The 20368-nt window shown below is 69.6% G+C and carries 15 protein-coding genes and 1 tRNA gene; 5 read left to right on the top strand and 11 right to left on the bottom strand.

Annotated elements, in window-relative coordinates:
- Positions 1-64 precede the first annotated feature (64 nt).
- Positions 65-1522, bottom strand: a complete 1458-nt coding sequence (locus tag GV790_RS24715; RefSeq protein WP_163816597.1) for a DUF3662 and FHA domain-containing protein — start codon at positions 1520-1522, stop codon at positions 65-67.
- Positions 1523-1734: 212 nt separating this feature from the next.
- On the opposite strand from GV790_RS24715, the gene GV790_RS24720 reads away from it, so the two are divergent.
- Positions 1735-1817 (top strand) — tRNA-Leu (locus GV790_RS24720).
- Positions 1818-1879: 62 nt separating this feature from the next.
- Here GV790_RS24720 and GV790_RS24725 read toward each other — a convergent pair.
- Positions 1880-3274 carry an FAD-binding oxidoreductase gene (locus tag GV790_RS24725; protein WP_163816599.1) on the bottom strand — a complete coding sequence of 465 codons (1395 nt, stop codon included), beginning with the start codon at positions 3272-3274 and terminating at the stop codon, positions 1880-1882.
- Between the two features lie 299 nt (positions 3275-3573).
- On the opposite strand from GV790_RS24725, the gene GV790_RS24730 reads away from it, so the two are divergent.
- Positions 3574-4341: an SDR family NAD(P)-dependent oxidoreductase gene (locus GV790_RS24730; protein WP_163816601.1), complete on the top strand. Its 768-nt coding sequence runs from the start codon at positions 3574-3576 to the stop codon at positions 4339-4341.
- Between the two features lie 12 nt (positions 4342-4353).
- Here the strand turns inward: GV790_RS24730 and GV790_RS24735 are convergent, their stop codons facing one another.
- Positions 4354-5022, bottom strand: a complete 669-nt coding sequence (locus GV790_RS24735) for a methyltransferase domain-containing protein (protein WP_163816603.1) — start codon at positions 5020-5022, stop codon at positions 4354-4356.
- Positions 5023-5162: 140 nt separating this feature from the next.
- Here GV790_RS24735 and GV790_RS24740 point away from each other — a divergent pair, with 140 nt between their 5' ends.
- Positions 5163-6563, top strand: a complete 1401-nt coding sequence (locus GV790_RS24740) for a hypothetical protein (protein WP_163816604.1) — start codon at positions 5163-5165, stop codon at positions 6561-6563.
- 687 nt (positions 6564-7250) lie between these two features.
- On the opposite strand, the gene GV790_RS24745 is transcribed toward GV790_RS24740, so the two are convergent.
- A complete protein-coding gene (locus tag GV790_RS24745) occupies positions 7251-8243 on the bottom strand; it encodes a stage II sporulation protein M (RefSeq protein ID WP_163816606.1) in 993 nt (330 codons plus the stop codon).
- A 43-nt stretch (positions 8244-8286) separates the two neighbouring features.
- Between GV790_RS24745 and GV790_RS24750 the strand changes: the two genes are divergently transcribed.
- Entirely contained in the window at positions 8287-9093 is an 807-nt protein-coding gene (locus GV790_RS24750; protein WP_163816608.1) for an RDD family protein, read from the top strand.
- A 181-nt stretch (positions 9094-9274) separates the two neighbouring features.
- Here the strand turns inward: GV790_RS24750 and GV790_RS24755 are convergent, their stop codons facing one another.
- From GV790_RS24755 to GV790_RS24775, 5 genes are all read right to left on the bottom strand, one after another.
- The gene (locus tag GV790_RS24755; protein ID WP_163816610.1) at positions 9275-10582 is read right to left on the bottom strand and encodes a DUF58 domain-containing protein; all 1308 of its coding nucleotides are present in this window, start codon (positions 10580-10582) and stop codon (positions 9275-9277) included.
- A 4-nt stretch (positions 10583-10586) separates the two neighbouring features.
- Positions 10587-11570 (bottom strand): AAA family ATPase, encoded by a 984-nt coding sequence (locus GV790_RS24760; RefSeq protein ID WP_280498562.1) that lies wholly within the window; start codon positions 11568-11570, stop codon positions 10587-10589.
- Positions 11567-12619 (bottom strand): DUF4129 domain-containing protein, encoded by a 1053-nt coding sequence (locus GV790_RS24765; protein WP_163816614.1) that lies wholly within the window; start codon positions 12617-12619, stop codon positions 11567-11569. The genes GV790_RS24760 and GV790_RS24765 overlap by 4 nt, the downstream gene beginning before the upstream one ends.
- A complete protein-coding gene (locus GV790_RS24770) occupies positions 12607-13500 on the bottom strand; it encodes a hypothetical protein (RefSeq protein ID WP_309139035.1) in 894 nt (297 codons plus the stop codon). Before GV790_RS24770 ends, GV790_RS24765 begins: the two co-directional genes overlap by 13 nt.
- 93 nt (positions 13501-13593) lie before the next feature.
- The gene (locus tag GV790_RS24775; RefSeq protein WP_163816616.1) at positions 13594-14136 is read right to left on the bottom strand and encodes a TetR/AcrR family transcriptional regulator; all 543 of its coding nucleotides are present in this window, start codon (positions 14134-14136) and stop codon (positions 13594-13596) included.
- Between the two features lie 88 nt (positions 14137-14224).
- On the opposite strand from GV790_RS24775, the gene GV790_RS24780 reads away from it, so the two are divergent.
- The gene (locus tag GV790_RS24780; RefSeq protein ID WP_163816618.1) at positions 14225-15760 is read left to right on the top strand and encodes an MFS transporter; all 1536 of its coding nucleotides are present in this window, start codon (positions 14225-14227) and stop codon (positions 15758-15760) included.
- Between the two features lie 67 nt (positions 15761-15827).
- Here GV790_RS24780 and GV790_RS24785 read toward each other — a convergent pair whose 3' ends face one another.
- Both GV790_RS24785 and GV790_RS24790 read right to left on the bottom strand, forming a co-directional pair.
- A complete protein-coding gene (locus GV790_RS24785; protein ID WP_163816620.1) occupies positions 15828-17396 on the bottom strand; it encodes an adenylate/guanylate cyclase domain-containing protein in 1569 nt (522 codons plus the stop codon).
- A gap of 214 nt (positions 17397-17610) precedes the next feature.
- On the bottom strand, positions 17611-19476 hold the full coding sequence (locus tag GV790_RS24790; RefSeq protein ID WP_163816622.1) for a DUF4407 domain-containing protein: 1866 nt from the start codon (positions 19474-19476) through the stop codon (positions 17611-17613).
- Between the last annotated feature and the right edge of the window lie 892 nt (positions 19477-20368).

Below are 20368 nucleotides of genomic sequence, written 5' to 3' on the forward strand. Positions count from 1 at the left end.
GGACACGCCACGACCGCCCATTTCCGGACAGTCATGTCGTGACCTGCATCGCGAGCTTACGGGATCAGACGATGCGGATCAGGATCTCGGAATGCCCGGCGCGGATCACATCGCCGTCGGCCAGTTGCCAGTCCTGCACCGGGGAACCGTTCACCAGGGTGCCGTTGGTCGAGCCGAGATCCGACAGCATGGCGGTCTGCCCGTCCCAGCGGACCTCGATGTGCCGACGGGAGACGCCGGTGTCCGGCAGGCGGAAGTGCGCGTCCTGGCCGCGGCCGATGATGTTGCTGCCCTCACGCAGCTGGTAGGTGCGGCCGCTGCCGTCGTCGAGCTGGAGGGTTGCCGAATAGCCCGAGCCGGCCGCGGGAGCCGCGGCATATCCGCCGCCGGCGTAGCCGCCCTGCGCGCCGTAACCGGGCTGCTGGGAGTACGCCTGGCCGTAGCTCTGATCGTCGCCGTAGCCGGCCTGATCGCCGTATCCCGGATCCGCGTAGCCCTGGTCGGCGTAGCCGGGCTGGCCGTAGCCCTGCTGAGCCCCCTGCGGGCCGTAGCCCGGCTGGGCGCCGTAGGCCGGGTCGGCGTAGGCCTGCTCGCCGTAGCCGGGTTGCCCCGCGCTTTGCTGACCGCCCGGGGCCGGTGCGTAGCCCTGATCGGCGTAACCGGGCTGCCCGTAGCCGGGCTCGGAGTAGCCCCCGCCTTGCTGGCCGTAGCCCTGATCGGCGTAGCCCTGCTGCTGGTAGCCCTGGTCGGCGTAGCCGGGCTGACCGTAACCGGGATCGGCCTGGCCGTAACCCTGGTCGCCGTAGCCGCCCTGCTGGCCGTAGGCCTGCTGACCGCCCTGCTGGTAGTCGTAGCCGTTCTGGTAATCGCCACCCTGGTAATCGCCGTAGCCCTGCGACTCCGGCGCGCGATAGTCGGCGCCCGAACCGTAGGGCGCGCCCGAACCGTAGTCCTCGGGGTACGCGCCGTTCTGCGGCCCGCGTCCCGCGGGCGGGGGTGCGTACCCGCGGTTGCGTGGATCGGACTCCGCGGGCTCACGGCTCGGGTCGTAGCCAGAGTTCTGCGTCATGGGGCCAGCTCCTGGTTGCGGGTGTGCGGGTCGTTGTGGCGGGGGTTCCGGGCTGCGAGCTGCGGGAGCCGCACGGCCGACGTCGGGATCGACCCGGCCGCTCGCCCTGAACTGTCCGGTGTGCAGCGTAGGGGATGCCTCGAACGCCACGTGTACTTCGCCGTAGGTCTGCCACCCTTGTTCGCGGATGAAGTCCTGCAGATGCTTGGCGAACGCGCGCGTCGTGAGGTCGTGATCGGCGTCGAGCTGCTGATGATCCGACGAGTTGATCGTGATCACATAACTGTTGGGTGCGAGCAGATGCCCGCCGCCGAGTTCCTGGACGTGATCGGCCGCCTCGCGCTGCAACGCCGCCTCCACCTCCTGCGGCACGACGCTCCCACCGAAGACCCTGGCGAACACATCACCGACGGCGCCTTGCAGGCGACGCTCGAATCTCGAAACGATGCCCATCTCGGCCCTCCCTTCGGTGAGATGTCTCCTCATTCGCAACGACGACACGCGGACGTGGCGTGTCGTTCAACGAGCACGTTCTTTGCATGATATCCGCGATCGTCTACACCTGTAACTGATGGAACTCGCGCCGGGTTCCCGCGGGTCGTCGCCGGGGGTGGACCGCGATTTCGTATCCGGGCGGGCTCCGTGATACTGTCTCCCAGTCGCTCGGGCGAGTGGCGGAATGGCAGACGCGCTGGCTTCAGGTGCCAGTGTCCTTCGGGACGTGGGGGTTCAAGTCCCCCTTCGCCCACAGATGCGGGAAAGCCGCAGATCAGATGGATAATCTGATCTGCGGCTTTTCTCGTTTCCGGGTCAGGCCGGCTTGATATTGGCGTTGCGGTGCAGCACATTGCCCGGGTCGTACTGCGCCTTGAGCGCGGCCAGCCTCGCGTACTTCGCACCGTAGGACCTACGGATCAGCTCCTCATCGGGTTCGGCCATGAAGTTGATATAGCTGCCTGGGTTCGACGACAACGGCCCGAGCGCGGACCACGTCTGCCTGGCCCACTGCCGATCTCCGGCCAGCAGTTCCGGGTCGGGGGCGACGGCGGCGATATTGCAGACGTAATGCGGCGTGCGCGCCCCGCCGAAGGCGGTGTCATCGGCGGCGACCGCGGCGAACGCGCCGTCCAGGCAGAAGCACGGCATGAACGACATCGGCGAGGCCTTCTTCGGAATGGCGTCGGTGATGACCGCGATCGCCTCGTCGGAGATGTCGTCTATATCCACGGCCTTCTCATAGCCGTAGATGCCCCAGGGCGCGGCGTTGTCGAGCAGGCTCTGCAATGCCGTGTAGGGCATGGGTGTGACGAATTCGAACAGCGGCGGCAGCGCGTCACGGATCGGCGCGACCATCCGGGCATGTTCGGCGGCGGTGCCGAAACCGGCCACCAGCAGGGCATAGCCCGGCATCAGGTGGTATTGCTCCGGCACGAACGGCTCCGGCGGTGCGCTCAGGCCGAGTCCCATCAGCGCGCCCGCCCGCTCGGGCAGGGTCGGGAGGAACTCGCGGCACATCCGCAGCATGTCGGCGCCCGCGGCGCGGTCCCAGAAGAACAGTCCGAAATGGATCTCGGGCCCGAGCCGGTGCAGCCGGAATTCGAACTCGGTGACCACGCCGAAATTGCCGCCGCCACCACGCAGGCCCCAGAACAGGTCGGCATTCTCCTGGTCCGAGGCACGCACGATGCTGCCGTCGGCCAGCACGACCTGTGCGGCGACCAGGTTGTCGATGGTGAGTCCGAAGCTGTGGGTGAGCCAGCCCATCCCGCCGCCGAGGGTCAGCCCGCCCACGCCGGTATGGCTGATGGTGCCCGCGGGTACCGCCAGGCCGTGGGCCTGGGTGGCGGCATCCATATCGGCCATCGTCGCGCCGCCGCCGACGCTGGCGATTTCCTTCTCCGGATCGACCACGACCTTGTTCATCGCGCTGAGGTTGATCATCAGCCCGTCGTCGACGCACGAGGAGCCGCTGAAGGCATGGCCGCCGCCGCGGACGGCGATCTCGAGATCGCGCTCGCGGCCGAAGGACAGCGCCGCGGAGACGTCTTCGGCGGACAGACAGCCGGCGATCGCGGCCGGGTGCCTATCGATATCGCCGTTCCAGAGGGAGCGGGCGGTGTCGTAGCCCGCCTCGCCGGGACCGAACACCGGCCCGCTGATCATCGAACGCAATGCGCCCAGATCGGTGTGCATTGTCTGTGTCATAGCTTTCTCCGCCCATGTGGCCCCGCCCCACTGATTCCGGAGCCCGGCGCCGCCGCCGGCTCCTACCGACCCCCACCCACCTGAAATGTGGTGGGCTCCGCTGCCGCGCCTGCTGCGCGCTGTCAGGTGATACGCGCCACGTCGGCACGTGGTTCAGCACGGTCGTCCCGCAAGCCTCGGTCGGCGCGGTGAAGACCCCTGGCAGCCGGCCACTGACTCGTGGAACGCGTTGCATTGTGTTGCCGCAGAATTCGTTGAACAGGCTTGACCGACAATGAGAACCTGTTCTAATTCATGGCATGCGCAGATTTGACGGCCGCCGGGTGGTGGTGACAGGTGCCGGATCGGGTATCGGACAGGGCATCGCTTTGCGACTGCTCGATGAGGGCGCCCAGCTGGTCGCCGTCGATATCGACGAGCCCGGCCTGGCCGCGACCGCGGACAAGGCAGGCGACGCCGCCGACCGGCTGCGGACGGTCCGGCTCGACATCGCCGATCAGGACTCGGTCCGCACCGGCACCGAGACCGCCCTCGAGTACCTCGGTGGGCTCGATGTGCTGGTGAACTCCGCAGGCATCCTGCGACCGGCCCGCACGCACGAAATGCCGCTCGACGCCTGGGACACGGTGATCCGGGTGAACCTCACCGGCACCTTCCTGATGACCCAGGCCGCGCTGCCCGCCCTGCTCGATTCCGGACGCGGCGTGGTGGTGAACCTGTCGTCGACCGCGGCGTTCCAGGGTTCGCCCTATCTGGCCGCCTACGCGGCCTCCAAGGGCGGCGTGGCCAGCTTCACCCATGCCATCGCGCTCGAATACGCCAAGCAGGGCCTGCGCGCGGTGAACATCGTGCCGGCGGGGATCACCAGCGGGATCACCACCAAATCGATCCTGGAGCAGCCGGAGGGTTTTGATCCGAGCCTGTTCGCGCGGCTCACCGGCTGGCTCAACGGCGGCGCACTCGGCAGCCCGGAGGACATCGCCGGCGTCGTCGCCATGGTCGCCTCCGACGACGGCCGCTATATGACGGGCACCGAGCTGCGGGTCGACGGCGGCGCCCTCATGTGAGCGCCGGTGCGATCAGGACGCGGCGGGCCGGGCGATCAGCAGATGGAACGGGATCGGCGGGTTGGGGATCCGCCGGTGCTCGACCGCGCAGCCGGCCGCGCGCAGCGTGTCGATCACCTCGGCGACCGGGCGAAGGGTGAATCCGTAGCCGGTGAACGGCAACTTCCTCATCGCATCGGGATCGCCGATGCCGATTACGAGCCTGCCCCCGGGGCGGACTACCCGCGCCAGTTCGGCGCAGGCGGCGGGCAGGTCGTCGACGAAGTAGACGGTGTTGCAGGTGATCGCGGCATCGAGGCTGTCGGTGTCGAGTGGCAGTGCGGTGAGCGAACCCTCGGCCAGCCGCAGCCGGCCCGCGGCGATATCGCCGGCGAAACCGGATCGGGCCCGATCGAGCATGTCGGCGGAGATCTCGATGCCGTGCACGATGCCGTCCGCACCCACCCGGCCCAGCAGCTTCTTCAGGCCGATGCCGCCGCCGAAACCGATATCGGCGACAGCCGGTGCGCCGAGCGGTTGTCCGGCGGTGTCGTCCGGCTCGAGAGCGGCGTCGACGGCCGCCGCGACGGCGCGACCGTTGCCGCGATCCAATATCGGCGCGACCACCTTGCCGAGCAGGCCGTGCGGATTACCGAGCTGTCCGGCGACGGTCGACAGGATGCGGTCACGAAGCCCACTCATGCGGCCATGGTATCGGCGCCGGGCGTGAGTGCCGGTGCGGCAATACTGTTCTGGCGCGGTCACGGCCGGCCGCCGAGCAGGCGGCGCATTTGCGTCAGCGTCTCCAATAGGACGGAAATGTCGAACGAAAGGCGGTCGCCATGCGCGCACCACTGGCCCTGCTCGCCACCTGTGTCCTGATGAGTGCGGGCAGCGCGAGCGCCGCACCGGTCTGGGGCCCACTCGCGCCGCCCAATCCGCATCTGGGACCGCTCGGCACCGCGACCATGCACGGCGACGCCGGCTCGTCGGACGCGACACCGCTGGCGGGTCCGGGCGCCGGCAAGCACGCGGTGACGATCTATCCGCTGGCCGCCGCCTGCCCGACCCTGTTGCAGGGCAACGACGGTCTGGTGGTGGCGTTGTGCACCACGGTCGCCGGGCGCGAGCCGACGGTGTTCCTGATCGACCCGCAGTCACCGGTCGGCCTGCCGCTGGCCTCGCTGACGCTGGTCAAGGGCAGTCTGCTCGGCGGTGTGTACGCCTACCTCGACAACGCCGACCGCCTGGTGGTGGTGGACGGCAACCGGGATCTGCTGCGAATCGGGCACCGCCGCACCGAATCCGGACGCTGGCAACTCACCGTCGACTCCTCCGTGCCGCTGGCGGGCTCGATTCCGGCGGGTGACAACGTGACCGGGCTGGTGCCGGATTGGTCCGGCAATGTCTGGTTCGCCACCGGCGGCGGGGTGGTCGGCTTCGTGCGGCCCGCAGGGGCGGTGGCGGCGATCGCGCTGCCCGGCGGCGAGCAGGTGGCCAACAGCATCTCGGCGGCGCCGAGCGGGCGGGTCGCGGTGGCCACCACGCATGCGCTCTACGAGCTGCGGGCAAGTGGTTCGGGTCCCGAGGTGTTGTGGCGCGCGCCCTATGAGCGTGGTCCGGCGCGCAAACCGGGGCAGCTGAGCTGGGGGACCGGTTCCACCCCCACCTATTTCGGCCCGCGGACCGGCGCCGAGTACCTCACCATCGTCGACAACGCCGAGGGCCGGGTCAGCCTGCTGGTCTTCCGCACCGGCAGCGGGGAGTTGGTCTGCACTCGGCCGGTGCTGACCGAAGACGGTGCGGGCAGCGAGAATTCGCCGATCGGGATCGGCCGGTCGGTGTTCGTCGCGAGCACCTACGGCTACCCGTATCCGGCCGTGCCCGAGGGCGCGGGTCCCGCGGTGCCGCCGACGGCGCCGTTCGCCGGCGGCCTCACCCGAGTCGATGTGGACGACAACGGTTGCCGCACAGTGTGGGACAGCCCGGTGCGCAGCGCGGCGGTACCGCATCTGTCGACCGCGGACGGCCTGGTGTACACCGTGTCGCGGATCGGGCTGCCGACCACGACGCCGCTGGATGGTTACGCGTTGACGGTGATCGACCCGGAAACCGGTGGCGTACTGGCGAACAGTGTGCTGCCTCCGACGATCGTCGGTGATCCGTTGCAGATGTCGGCGTTGATCACCAAGAGCGGCAAGCTCTTACAGGGCACCGTCACGGGGATCGTCCGGGTGGGCTGACGGCCGCCGGATCTGTCCGATTCACCCGTTTAAACCTCTGATGAGGCGAAGATCACACTAGAGATTTCAGTAACTCCGATGGTGCTGATCCGCGCCCGCCGTCGAGCGCGCTGATCGCATTGCGGCGACCGGATAACCTGCCGGTTAACTGTGTATTGGTACATGTAGATCGCCCTCTGCATGATGCTGATCGTGTTTGTTCCGTGATAAACAAACCTGCGGTCGCTTTCTCGCCACGCTTCGTTCAGCTATCCCCATTATCCACACTGAATCCCCAGGTAGCGGGCCATCTTGTGAGTACCGACCGGTAGTGAGCGGGTAGGCGTGGCTAATCGCCTGGGGGTGTCCGGCTGTAGCGAGTCCGTGACCTCGAAAAACGAAATGCAATTGCAGATGAAAGGACCAAATCGCGGTTCACATCGGCCGCTGTGAGTTAGCTGGAACCGTGAAAAACGAGGACTTCACATGGGTTTGCGGGCGGTCTGCTTTATACGCTCGGCGGCCGCGCAGAGGGTTGCGTGGGCATAACGATTGTGTAGAGTCGACGGCAACGCTGGCCGCAGCTGAGCACGACTCGCTGCGGCCAGCGGAACTCAAATGGGGGAGTTCTTCACCGATCCGATTCCCGGCGTTGCCAACGGTTGCCAGAGCCGTGATCGCTCACCGTGTGCTCGGCGATGGCTGCAGTCACCGATCCGTCGCGATAGCTACCGTCTGGTCGGTTTCAGAACGGTCCCGTTCCAGCACTGCCCGCCGGCCCGCACCGAACACGTACAGCAGAAACAGCGCCTCGGCCGCGAACCCGATCGCGATCCGCACCGGCGCGGGCAGGCCGCTCGGGGTCACGAAACCTTCCAGCAGGCCCGCCACCAGCAGCACGCCGACCAGCCCTAGCGCGATCGTGGCGGTGGTCCTGCCCTGCCGCGCCACCGCCTCCAACCGGCTCGACCGCCCCGGATCGATCAGCGTCCAGCCGAGTTTCAGGCCCGCGCCACCCGCGACGAAGACCGCCGTCAGCTCGAGCGTGCCGTGCGGAAGGATGAACCCGAAGAACGATTCCAAGCGCCCGGCCTCGGCCATCAATCCCGCCGTGACACCGAGATTGAGCGCGTTCATGAACAGCAGATACAGCGCGGGCAGGATCAACACCCCGGTGAACAGCGCGATCGCCGACACCCAGGCGTTATTGGTCCACACCTGCGCGGCGAACGCCTCGTTCGGATGCTCGGAGTAGTAGGTCTCGAACGCGCCACCGGGCGCGGTGACCGCGCGGGTATCGGCTGGAATGCCGAGAACCGAACGCGCCGAATCGGACTCGGCCACCCAGCCCGCGATCCCACCCGAGACCAGCAGGAACACCGCGCCCACCGACACCCACCACGGCCACGCGCGATACACGGCGGCGGGGAAGCGGTGGGTGAAGAAGCGGCCGACCTCCGACCAGGTGTCGGCCCTGGTGCCGAGCACCTTCGCCCGCGCCCGCGCCAGTACCGCGCTCAGCCCAGCCACCAATTCCGGATCCGGGCTATGGGTCTGTAACCGGGCCAGCTGCTGCGAGGTGCGCCGATACAGCGCGACAAGCTCGTCGGCCTCGGCGCCGGTGAGGGTGCCCTTGCGGGCCAGGAAGTCCAGCCGGTTCCAGGACCCGCGATGCGCGTAGCTGTATGCGTCCACGTCCATTCGGTTGCCTCCCACTCCCGCTCTGGGAAGAATGCTAGGCGACATGGCTGAGTTCACCACCGGCGAAGCAGTGGCCCTGGAGCTGCCCATCGCGCGCATCCCCACCAGGGCGGCGGCGTTCCTCGTCGACGTGATCATGCAGCTGATCCTGGGCTGGACGCTGATGCTGGGCGTCGTCTCGCTCCTGCTGCCGAGCGAACTCGACTCCGCGTGGCTGGCCACGGCGGTGCTCGTCACCGTGGTCACGGTGCTGGTCGGCTATCCGGTGGCCTGCGAAACCCTCAGCCGCGGGCGCACCCTCGGCAAGCTGATCTTCGGGTTGCGCGTGGTGCGCGCCGACGGCGGCCCGATCGATTTCCGGCACGCGCTGACCCGCGGCCTGGCCGGCGCGATCGTCGATTTCTGGATGCTCGGCGGGTTCGGCGCCATCGCCATGATCAGCTCGCTGTGCTCGCCCAACGCCCGCCGCGTCGGCGATGTGCTCGCGGGCACGGTCGTCGTCCACGGGCAGCAGCGGCTGCCGATCCCGGCGCTCGCCGTACCGCCGCCCTGGCTCGCCGAGTGGGCCACCCGACTCGATCCGAGCCCGCTGCCCGACGATCTGGCGCTGGCAGTCCGTCAGTACCTGACCCGGCTGCGCACGCTCACCCCGGCAGCACAGGTCGAACTCGGCAATGCCCTCACCGACGCCGTCTGCGCGCGCCTCGGCATCACCCGCCCCGGCGATTACCCGGCACCCCAGATTCTCGGCAGCGTCATGGCCGAACGGCAGCGTCGCGCGCTGGCGGCGCCGGTCGCGGCACCAGCGGTCCTCGGGTGGGCGACAAAACCTGCCGTCGCCCGAACGTGAGCGGATCGCGACGCTACCGGCAAACACCTTTCGCCCGGCTTTGAGCGACAACTCGGAATTCTGTCGCTCATATGCGGGCGAAAGGTATCTCCGGACCCGGCGGTGGGGGGCGTCGAGGAGCCCCGTCCAGCGCACGCGACGGTGCGGCCGAAGAGCCCCACCGATCGCGCGGGCCGGTGGTCTACAGCCCTCCGGACTGTTTCAGCTCCAGGTACTCGTCGGCGAGCGCTTCCGGCAATTTCGCCGGCTCCGCCGCTACCACGTCGATTCCGCTGCGGCGCAGCGATTCCCGCACCAGCGCGCGTTCGGCGAGTAGCGATTCGGCCGCTGCCGCCCCGTAGAGCTCGCCGGGAGTGTCGCGGCGGGTGGCGGCCGCGGCGACCTCCGGGTCGGTGACCGAGACGATCAGCACCCGATGACGATGGGCGAGCACCGGGAGCACCGGCATCAGATTCTCCTGCACCGCGGCGCCGTCGAGAGTGGTGAACCAGACGATCAGGCTGCGCCGCCGGGTGCGGTCGATGGCGGCGCGCACCAGGGCGGCGGTATCGGTATCGACCAGCGCCGGCGTCACCCCGGCCAGGGCGTGCATCAGCTTCGATTGCAGCCGTCTGCCGCCGATGCCGCGCACCTCCGCGCGCACCTGACGGTCGAAGGCGAGCAGATCGACCGAATCGCCGGCCGCGGCGGCCAGCCCGCCCAACAACAACGCCGCTTCGATGCTCGCATCCAGCCGGGTGCCGTCCGCACCGCCGGTGCCCACCCGTCCGGCGCTGACGCGGCCGGTGTCGAGCAGCATGAGCATGTGCCGGTTGCGTTCCGGGCGCCAGGTGCGCACCAGGACGTCGGCGGCGCGAGCGGTGGCGCGCCAGTCGATCGCGCGCACGTCGTCGCCGGCGACATACTCGCGGAACGAATCGAATTCGGTGCCCTGCCCGCGCATGTTCGCCACCGTGCGGCCCTCGAGATGCTGCAGTCGTTTGACCTTCGAGCGCAGCAGTTTCTCGCTGCGGAACGGCGGCAGCGCACGGACCCGGGCGGGCACCGTGTGCCGAGTCTGCCGTCCGGCCAGGCCAAGCGGGCCGATGACGCGCACGGTGATCGGCCCGGCGACCCGATCACCGCGCCGGGTGGGGGTGAGGGTGGTGCGGTAGCGGGTGCGGGTGCCCGGCTCGACGGCGAGCCGGTGGGTGCGACCGGCGGCGTGCGCGCTGCCGGGCCAGTCGTCCCACAGCACACCGCGGACGGTGCGCGGGCCGGTGTTGGTCACCACGAGCTCCACGTCGGTGCTGCGTCCGAGCCGCACCACCGTCAGCGGATCTCTGGTCAAGGTCAGCGCGGCGGCGCTACCGGCCGCACCGAGATCGACGAGCACCGCCACCGCCAGCAGCGCGCTCAGCACGGCGACGCCGAACCAGGACGGCAGCACGAAGGTGACCACCAGCGCCGCCGCCACGGCGACGGCGAACAACCGACCGGTGACGACCACGGGCCTACACCGGAACCGGGACCGCGAGCAGTAGCGACCGCACGACGCCTTCGGCGCTCACCCCGTCCAGCTCGGCCTCCGGGCGCAGCTGCATCCGATGCCGCAGCACCGCCACCGCAACGGTTTTCACGTCGTCCGGGGTAACGAAGCCGCGTCCGTTCAACCAGGCGAACGCCCTGGCCGCCGCCATCAGCGCGGTCGCGCCGCGGGTGGAGGCGCCGTGCTGCACGGCCGGGGCCGCCCGGGTGGCTCGGCAGATGTCGACGATGTAGGCCAGCACCTCGGGGCTGATCGTGACGGTGCCGATCGCGGCCCGCCCCGCGGCGATATGCGCCGGACCGGCTACCGGGCGCAGACCGGCCGCGGCCAGATCGCGCGGATCGAAACCGCCGGCATGCCGTTGCAGGATGCGGAATTCGTCGTCGCGTTCGGGCAGCTGGATGTCGACCTTGAACAGGAAGCGGTCCAGCTGCGCCTCGGGCAGCGGATAGGTGCCTTCCTGTTCGATCGGATTCTGGGTGGCGACCACCACGAACGGATCCGGCAGCGGGCGCGGGGTCCCGTCGACGGAGACCTGGCGTTCCTCCATCGACTCCAGCAGCGCGGACTGAGTTTTCGGCGGCGTGCGGTTGATCTCGTCGGCCAGCAGCAGGTTGGTGAACACCGGGCCGGAGCGGAAGGTGAATTCGGTGGTGTGCGGGTCGTAGATCTGCGAGCCGGTGACGTCACCCGGCATCAGATCCGGGGTGAACTGCACCCGGGAATGCTCCAGATCCAATGCGGTGGCCAGTGCACGCACCAGCAGCGTCTTCGCCACGCCCGGAACGCCTTCGAGCAGCACGTGGCCGCGGCACAGCAGCGCGAGCACCAGATACATGATGGCGTTGTCGTTGCCGACCACCGCCTTACCGATCTCGGTGCGCAGCGCCGCGAACGCGGCCGCCGCCTCCTCGGCGCTCGGCGCCTTGCTGGTGTCAATGCTGGTCACGAGACCTCCGCTTCGATCCATTCGAGTTGCGCGGCAACCATTTCCAAGGTGTGTTCATCGGGTACCGGCCCGTAGAGCGCGGTGTACACCCAGTTCGGGTCCGCACCCGTGCGTGCGGTGAGTGCGGCTGCCACCTGATCCGGCGCGGTATCGGCGGTGATCCCGAGCGGCGAACGCACCCGGCGCAGGGTGGCCGCACGCAGTTTCGCAGCGACGTATTCGTAGTCTTTCGACCGCCGGTACAGCGCTGCCTGCCCGGCGAGCAGCTCATTGGCGGTGACTTCGACCGGGCGCGGTTCCCCGACCAGCGCGCCGCGCCGTCGCGCCCGCCACCACACCAGCAGAGCCCCCGCGATGAGGAACTGCAGGCCGCCGAAGGCGACGGGCGCGGGCAGGCGTTCGAAGATGGAATCCGATCCGGAGCCGAAGTCGGGGTCGACGTCCTCGGGGTAGTCGGGTTCCGGCAGGTCCGGCGGAATGTCCGGCGGCTGCGGTGGCGGGGGAGCGTCGGGCGCGTCGCACGATTGCAGTGCCGCCCACAGCAGCAGAATCAGCACCGCGATGCCGGCGAGGGTGGCCCAGAACTTCGGGTCGCGCAGCAGATCCGGCAGCGGCGGCAGGCTCCGGCGGGTGCGTGAGGTGCGTTCGGCGGCGTCGACTTCGCGGGGTTCGGCCGCCGGTGCCGGCGCGGCCGCGGAGAATTGATCGACGAATTCGAGCCTGCGGTACTCGTCCTCGGTCGCATGCCTGCCGCCGTAGACGACCTCGTCGAAACTGTGTGCGGCGGGCCGGAATTCGTCGGCATGCTGCACCGGGGCGGCCGCGGCTGTGACCTCGTCCGCGGTCTCGGCGGCGGTACGGGATCGGCGGACGTCGAGCAGGCCGCGCTGTTCGAGCCCGCGCAGGGTGGCGCGGAAGCGTTCCCGCAGGGCGGAGTCGTAATCGCGGCGCTCGAGCGCGGAGTCGGCGGCGGCGCGGTGCTCGGCGGCCGAGCCGAGCCGAGGTGGTTGCGGCGCCGAGCCGTTGTCGGGGGTGTTCAGCTCGGCCATCGCACCCCCTGGGCGACCGGCGCGGGAGCGGGCAGCCGGATGTCCATGCCTTCGCGCCGGCAGCGGCGGTCCACGTAGACCACCACCCTGGTGGCGGATTCGACGATCTCACCGAACGCGACGATCAGCAGCACCGCCGAGGTGGTCAGGACGATGACCGCCCAACGATGGGTGCCGGAGAAATCGGAGAGGAACCACGGGATACCGAGCAGCGGCAAGGCCGTCAGCAACAGCAGCGCGCGCAGACACAGCCACAGCCATACCGTCGGCCACTGGGCTCCCGCGATGAGCAATTTCGAGCGCGCCACCGCGGTCCGATGGTTCGCACCTTCGGCGAAGATCACCGGCACCGCCACGAAACGATTGGCGCGCAGCCAGCCCAGCCACAGCAGGGCGAACGGCAGCCCGATGATGAGCACGGTGCCCAGCCCGAGCACCGCGACGCCGACCAGCGTGAACAGCGATCCGAACACCAGTTGCGGGCCCAGCCGCGCCCCGGAACGCCGCAGCGCGGTGCGCCAATCGATGGGCGCGCCCGCGATCACACCGGTGCCGATCGCGGTGGTGAGCCCGCGCAGCGCGATGCGGACCAGCCAGAGGCAGACCAGGGTGCTGACCACCACCGCCCACGCGACCGCGGCATCGTCGTCATCGGACAGCCGCGCGACGCCGGCCGTCACACCGGTGATGACGAGTTCGGCCAGCACGAGCAGCGTCGCACCGAAACCGGCCAGCGGCCGGATGGCCGACTGGATGAGCGCGAACGGCGTATCGAGCAGTTCGCGGAAGGTCATCGGACGGATCGGCACCGTCGTTCCGAGAGTCCCCGGTACCGGATCGTTCCCCGCCCCGACGGCACCGGCCGTTTCGGCTGGTGGCACGCGGCCGAGTGTAACCGGTCGGCGAGCGCCGAGCCCGCCGATGACGCGGTGCAGCGCGGGCACTGCCGTCGGGGCCGGGTGCGCCGGGCGCCTTCAGCGCAGTAGATGGTCGACCACGCGCCGGTAGCGCTCCGGGTCGATCGAGGGCAGGCCGAGCAGGGCGCGCAGGTAGACCCCGTCGCCGACCAGGCGGATCAGGTCCGCGCGCACCGGATCGTCGATCTCGTCGTCCAGGCCGTCGGACCAGGAGGTCATCATCTCGGCCAAGGCCTGCTGGACGGCGTCGGCCTCCGGGCCCGCATTGGCGTCGACGGTGCGCATGGTGGCCAGCATCGATCGGTACAGCTCGAGCTCGAGTGCTTCGTCGGCGGAGTCGGGGTTCGGGATCTGGAGATACCACTGCGCCACCGAACCGCCCGCGGCCACCGAATCTTCCAGCTGGGTGCGGGCGCGTTCGGTGAGCCGCCGGACCAGTCCCGCGAGCAGGGCGTCCTTGCTCTTGAAGTGGTAGAGCAGCCCGCCCTTCGAGACGCCGGCGGTGGCGGCGACGTTCTCCAGGGTCACCTGGGACATGCCCTTGTCCAGCACCAGTGTTTCCAGGGCGTCCAGGATGCGGTCGCGGGTGGTGGTTGTCACGGAATTCACTATACCGGCTGGACGGTAATGTTCGGTACTATACCGTCTGGACGGTAAGAATCACGAACGACGGAAGTCGAGAAGGATCATGGACATCACCACCGGGATCGGCCCCGACCTGCGCGACACCCCACCCCGCGCCACCACCCGGGACTGGATCGGCCTGGCCGTGCTGGCCCTTGCCCTGCTGCTGCTCGCGGTCGACGCGACCGTCCTCGATATCGCGGTGCCCGCCATCAGCGCCGATCTGGCGCCGAGCACCACCCAGCTGCTGTGGATCATCGACGTCTACTCGTTCGTGCTCGCCGGCCTACTGGTGGTGATGGGCAACCTCGGCGACCGGATCGGCCGGCGCAAGCTGCTGCTGATCGGCGCGGCGGGCTTCGGGCTCGCCTCGCTGCTCGCGGCCTGGTCGGTCAGCCCGGAGATGCTGATCGCCGCTCGCGTACTGCAGGGCATCACCGGCGCGACCCTGATGCCTGCCACCCTCGGCCTGATCCGCGCGATGTTCCTCGACCCGCGTCAGCGCACCTTCGCCATCGCGGTCTGGGGTGCCATGGCCGGTGGTGGCGCCGCGGCGGGTCCGCTGCTGGGCGGCTGGCTGCTCGAGCACTACTGGTGGGGTTCGGTGTTCCTGGCGAACCTGCCGGTGATGCTGGTGTTGGTCGCGCTCGGACCGCTGCTCATCCCGGAATCGAAGGACCCGAACCCGGGCCGCTTCGACATCCCCAGCGCGGTGCTGTCGATGCTGGCGCTGGTGCCGTTCGTGTACGCGGTCAAGGAATTCGCGGCGCACGGTGTGCGCGCGGTGCCGATGGTCGCCGGTGTGGTCGGCGTTGTCGCGGGCGTGCTGTTCGTGCGCAGGCAGCGCACCATCGAACAGCCCATGCTCGACCTGCGACTGTTCGCGGTGCCGCAGTTCCGCACGGCGGTGCTGACCAACCTGCTCGCGGTCTTCGCGCTGGCCGGCGTGCTGTTCTTCGGCTCGCAGTACCTGCAACTGGTGCTCGGCCGCTCGCCGATGCAGGCGGGATTGCTGCTCCTGCCGGGGCTCGCGGCAAGCGTCGTCGGCTCGCTGCTGGCCGCCGTACTCGTGCAGCGCTGGCGGCCGACCGCGGTGCTCGGTGGATCACTGGCCGTGGCGGCGGTCGGTGCGGCGCTGTTCTGCTGGCTGACCGCCGACGCCGCGACCGGGATCGTGCCGTTCGTGCTCGGCTTCGGCCTGATCGGCACCGGCGTCGGCATCGCGCTGACGGTGTCGTCGGATCTGGTGGTCAGCTCGGCTCCGGTCGAGCGGGCCGGTGCGGCGGCGGCGATTTCCGAGACCGCCTACGAAACCGGTATCGCGCTCGGTGTGGCGCTGCTCGGCAGTGCGGTGATGGCGGTGTTCCGCAATGGGCTCGACCTGGCGGAGCTGCCGTCGGAGGCGTCCGGCGCGGCCGCCGAATCGCTGGGCGGTGCGGCGGAACTGGCGCGGCAGCTACCGGAGGCGGCCGGCTCGGCGCTGCTGACGTCGGCACACGAATCGTTCGTCACCGGCATTCACCTGGCCTCGGTCGGCATCGCGGGCATCCTGCTGGTGGCGGCGGTACTTGCGTTCCGCTCGCGGGCCGCGCGGAGCTGACGGGGGAGTCGTCGCGCTGAACCGCTCATCGGGTGACGTGGTGAGCGTCCTGTCCGACCGGTCGCGCTCACTTCGTCCGGGGCCGGGCGAGTTCGGTGCGCTGAGTACGGCCGCGCAACGTCACCGACTCGCCCAGCTTCCACTGCGCTGCCTCCTCGGCATCGGCGGAGGCGACGGTGGATGCCGAACTCAGCAGCAGCCCCGGATCCTGTTTGGCCAGCTCGCACAGGCGCGCGGCCTCGTTCACCGCATCGCCGATGACGGTGAACTCATAGCGCTGATGCGCGCCCACATTGCCTGCGACCACCCGCCCCGCGGCCACCCCGATGGCGGCGGAGAAGTCGGAGGAGTGCGCGTCGAGCCGGACGCGGATGGCGCGAGCACACGCCAGGGCCGAGCCCGCCGCATCGGGCAGCGGTGCCGGGGCGCCGAAAATCGCCAGCGCCGCATCACCTTCGAATTTGTTGACCAGCCCGCCGTGGCGTTCCACCTCGTCGACCACGATGGCGAAGAATTCGTTGAGGATGGCGACGATCTCGGCGGCGGGGCGGGTCGCGGTCAGGGTGGTGGAACCGATGATGTCGATGAACAGCGCCGCCGCCTCGCACTCCTGGCCACCCAATTGCGGATTGCTGCCGATGGCGGCGACCGCGACCTCGTGGCCGACGTGCCTGCCGAACAGGTCGCGGATCTGTTCACGTTCCCGCAGCCCGTGCACCATCCGGTTGAATCCGCTTTGCAGCTCGCCCAATTCGGTGCCGTCGTAGACGGTGACCGCCACATTCAGGTCGCCGCCCTCCACCTGCCGCAGCGCCCGGCGCACCCCGCGGATCGGCGCCACCGTCGCGGCCGAGGCCTGCATCATCAACAGCATCCCGAATATCAAAGTGGCGCCGCCGAGGGTCAGTACGCAGACCGCCATGCGTTCGGTGCTGACGTCGAAACCGGTCAGCGACAACAGCGCCACCACCATCGACAGCGCCACCGGGACGGCCGAACCGAGCAACCACATCAGCATGGTCCGCCCGAAGACGCCGATGCTGTGGATGACCTGCCCCGGAGCGGCGTCGAGCACCCGCGCCGTCACCGAACGCAACGCGAACTCCGCGATCAGATAGCTGTTGGCGCACACCACGATCGCGCTGAACCCGATGCCGAGCACGATCTTCGGGATCAATGCCGGATCGGCGAGCCCGTAGAGCAGGCTCAGCACCACGGCACCGCCGAACCACAGCCATGCCTGCTGGCGCACCAACCGCCGCGGCACCCGCACGGCCGCGCGCTGTTCGGCCTCGGTGGGCACATGTTCGGGATCGGTCGCCCAGCGCAATGTCCGCAGCCCCGATACCGTTCCCCACAGCAGGCCGACGACCACCGCCAGCACCGCATACAGCGGCGCGGCGATCGCATTGAGCGGCAGCAGCCGCAGGGTGAAGATGGTCGGCCCCGGCAGCACGAACCCGATCAGCACGATCGCCACCGCGATCCCGATCAGGTTGGCCCCGATCAAGGGAATCGTCAGTAGCAGCTGAATCCGCACCCGCCGGATCCCGGACTTCTCATCTGCGGGCCCGAGCAGTCGCGAACCCCACGGTTTGGAACCGAAGGCTTCGGGCGTGAGCTGGCTATCGGGCATGGTTGGCAGCGTATGCGCTGGTGCGCGCCCGCCAGGCCGGTCGGCGCCGTCGGCGGTGAGACCGGACAAGCGCGCCCCCGTCCCGTTGTGAACCGCCCCGGATCCGCCCGATGAACCGCGCCGCCGCTGCCGGGCTCTCATAGTTCGCCCCCGAGGCCACCGTCGGTTCGGGCGTGTGCTCGCGGCCACGGCTCGGGTCCGGGGCGGACGGTGCTCAGCGACCGGGCGGCAGTTCACGCGGGCCCGACGGGCCGGGCAGCTCCGGGCTCTGTCGGCCGGGCAGTTCATCGTGAGTGGCCGACGGCAGCCCGTACCCGGAGGCCGAGGCCTGCGGCAGTGCCGAATAGCGCGGATCGGTGGAGTAGCGGGGGTCGGTGGTCGGGTAGTAGTGCGGCACCTGGGGGTCGACGGCCGCGGCGGCGATGCGCTGAGCGTGCCAGTACTCCGGCGTGCCCGGCGTCAGCTGGTACCCGGGCGGCACCTGGTAGCCCACCTGCGGGGCGGCTTGGGCGGCCGAGTCTTCGGAGTCGACGGTGACCTTGCGGGTGCGGCGCAGCGTGAAGGTGATCTCCTCGACCTCTTCGAACGCCTGGCGCGCGGTACGCAGCGGATGGGTCGCCGTATCGATGGCGTTGGCGACGAAGGAGGGGACCAGCGGGCGGATCCAGCGGGCGGCGGTGTCGGTGAACGGCACCTGACCGATCAGCGGCAACTCCAGTCCGCCACCCGCACCGGAGCGTTCGGACCGGTCGGGCGCTGCCGCCGGCACCGCGGGGGCGAGGGGGCCCGGTGCCGGGGCGATCGCGTTCGCGCCGACCGGGGCGGGCAGATTCGTCGGGCTGGCGATCCCGTCGTGCGACACGGTGGGGTCCTTTCGGTCGGCGGCCGGAGTTCCGGCCGGTAGTTCGGCGGTCGCGCCCGCGCCGACGGCCCGGCGCGGGGGTTCGGTGATGCCGATCTCCAGGCCGCCGATGGCGGCGATGACGCGGGTGCGCTGGCGTTCCCGGTCGATGGCGGTATCGGCCTCGACGGCCAGCCGGGCGGCGGTGAGCTGTTGATCGGCGCGCAACCGCTCGGCCTCGGTGCGCACTTCGGCTCGCTTCACCGCGATGGCGGCATCGGCGGTCCGCTCGGCCCGGTCCCGGATGGTGTCGGCGGCCAGCCGCCGGTCCTGCGCGGTTTCCCCGCGCCAGCGTCGCAGGATCAGCGGCAGCAGTGCGAGCAGCACGAACGCGGTCACCGTCAGCAGCCGCAGCAGCAGGGCGCCGGCGTGGGCGGTGGTGTGGTCGTGCATGGCGACCCAGCGCGCGCCGAGTCCACGGTCGGCGGCGGCGAGGGCGGCGGTCTCGGCGGCGTCGACGCGCACCTGCGCATCGGTGACGGCCTGGTCGAGTGGTGCGATCCGGTCCAGCGCGGCGGCGTGCTGGGCGCGGGCGTCGGCGAGCATGTCTTCGGCGGTCTGTGATTCCGGTCCGCGCCCGGGGACGCCGGTGATCCGGGTCTGCGGGCATTCCGGGGTGGGGTTGTATTCGCAGCGCGCGGTGATGAGGGCCTTGTCGATATCGGCCTGCGCCTGCGCGATCGTCTGGTTCAGGTTGGAACGGTCGGTGCGGGCCCGGTCGAGATCGGCGCGGGCATCGCGCACGGACGGCGTCGAGGCCGCCGCGGCGGCACCGCGTTCATCGAGCAGCCGGTCGATGGTGCCGCCGAACAGCAGGGTCGAGGCCAGTTCCGCCAGCAGCACCCCGGTCAGGGCGGCCACGACCACCCGCCCGATCGAACCGCGCCGGTCGCCGGTCTCGCCGTCGCGGCGCAGCACGGTTTCCGGGTCGACCGTGGCCAGCGCCTTGCCGACGGTGCCCGCCAGCAGCACGACGATCACCGCCGCCGCGATCACACCGAAGGCAGGCCATCCCGAAGCCGCACCCGCCGCACCGGTGACCGCTCCCGCGACCACCGCGAACAGCACGACCACCGCGCCGGTGAGCGCGTATGCACTGTGTTCTCGGCTGTCGTCGATATCAGGCCGGGCGCCGGCCCTGTCCCCGCCGAGCCAGGTGAGCATGCCGATGACGGTCATGGGATTCCCACATCCTCTATGTCCGAGTCCTTGTCGCGCTCGGCCCCGATGTTCGCGCGCAGCTCGCTTCTCGACTGCCACGGCGATCGCCCGCGCGTGGCGAAAGTGTCACGGATTCGTTGTCACAGCGTGACAGGCGATCTGCCGATCCACCGAGCGCGGAGCGGGTGATGTGGTCAGCCTCACAGCCGGCGTCGATGTCGCCGGCGGCGGAGATCGGCGGGGCGGACCGCCGCGCGCGCGGATCCGATGCCGCAGGTAGCGCCCTATGTGCCGAAGACCGCGCTGCCGCAACGAGATCCGGACCGGCGTCACACGCGGCCGAGACCACGATCAGATGTGTCGAAGACCACTCGGGCGCCGTTTGCTGCAAGTGTGCTGAAGCGCACATCGGGTAAAACAGGCCGGACGGTCGGATCATGTTCTGTGCTCGTCACAACGCTGTCGGAAATATCTCATCGGCCCGCGCAATGGTTAGCCGCACCACGAATGGTTTGTCCGGCTCCGGCGCGGGGAAATCTGCTTCGATGCAGGTGAAAGCGGGTGTTCGAGCGCAATGGCGCGCTCGGTCACCCTCCGGGAAGCCCCCTGACAACCCCCTCCGACCTGCACGGAACGGGATCGATCAGTGCCCGGATGCTGCTTTACACTGGACGACGCGCACACGTGGAGGACCTGAATGAAGAAGCCCAGCTAGACCTGGTTATTAGCGAAACCTAAGTTGGTTGGGCTCGGGACCTGACTTATCGTTTGCTCTTACGCCGAACACAGAATGTTCGGTGCCCGAACGCCCGTACAGGCACCCTGACCCGGTGCCGAGCGTAGCGGGCACAACCCCGCGCGGCGGTAAGGAACACGTAAGCGTTCCGTTACCACCGAGCACCCCTACTGC

The sequence above is a fragment of the Nocardia cyriacigeorgica genome (assembly GCF_010858045.1).
Classification (GTDB): Bacteria; Actinomycetota; Actinomycetes; order Mycobacteriales; family Mycobacteriaceae; genus Nocardia; species Nocardia cyriacigeorgica_E.

Bases quoted from the DNA above. Each gene is read 5' to 3' on its own strand.
- GV790_RS24715 (WP_163816597.1), bottom strand. From the start codon at position 1,522: ATGGGCATCGTTTCGAGATTCGAGCGTCGCCTGCAAGGCGCCGTCGGT.
- GV790_RS24725 (WP_163816599.1), bottom strand. From the start codon at position 3,274: ATGACACAGACAATGCACACCGATCTGGGCGCATTGCGTTCGATGATC.
- GV790_RS24730 (WP_163816601.1), top strand. From the start codon at position 3,574: ATGCGCAGATTTGACGGCCGCCGGGTGGTGGTGACAGGTGCCGGATCG.
- GV790_RS24735 (WP_163816603.1), bottom strand. From the start codon at position 5,022: ATGAGTGGGCTTCGTGACCGCATCCTGTCGACCGTCGCCGGACAGCTC.
- GV790_RS24740 (WP_163816604.1), top strand. From the start codon at position 5,163: ATGCGCGCACCACTGGCCCTGCTCGCCACCTGTGTCCTGATGAGTGCG.
- GV790_RS24745 (WP_163816606.1), bottom strand. From the start codon at position 8,243: ATGGACGTGGACGCATACAGCTACGCGCATCGCGGGTCCTGGAACCGG.
- GV790_RS24750 (WP_163816608.1), top strand. From the start codon at position 8,287: ATGGCTGAGTTCACCACCGGCGAAGCAGTGGCCCTGGAGCTGCCCATC.
- GV790_RS24765 (WP_163816614.1), bottom strand. From the start codon at position 12,619: ATGGCCGAGCTGAACACCCCCGACAACGGCTCGGCGCCGCAACCACCT.
- GV790_RS24780 (WP_163816618.1), top strand. From the start codon at position 14,225: ATGGACATCACCACCGGGATCGGCCCCGACCTGCGCGACACCCCACCC.
- GV790_RS24785 (WP_163816620.1), bottom strand. From the start codon at position 17,396: ATGCCCGATAGCCAGCTCACGCCCGAAGCCTTCGGTTCCAAACCGTGG.
- GV790_RS24790 (WP_163816622.1), bottom strand. From the start codon at position 19,476: ATGACCGTCATCGGCATGCTCACCTGGCTCGGCGGGGACAGGGCCGGC.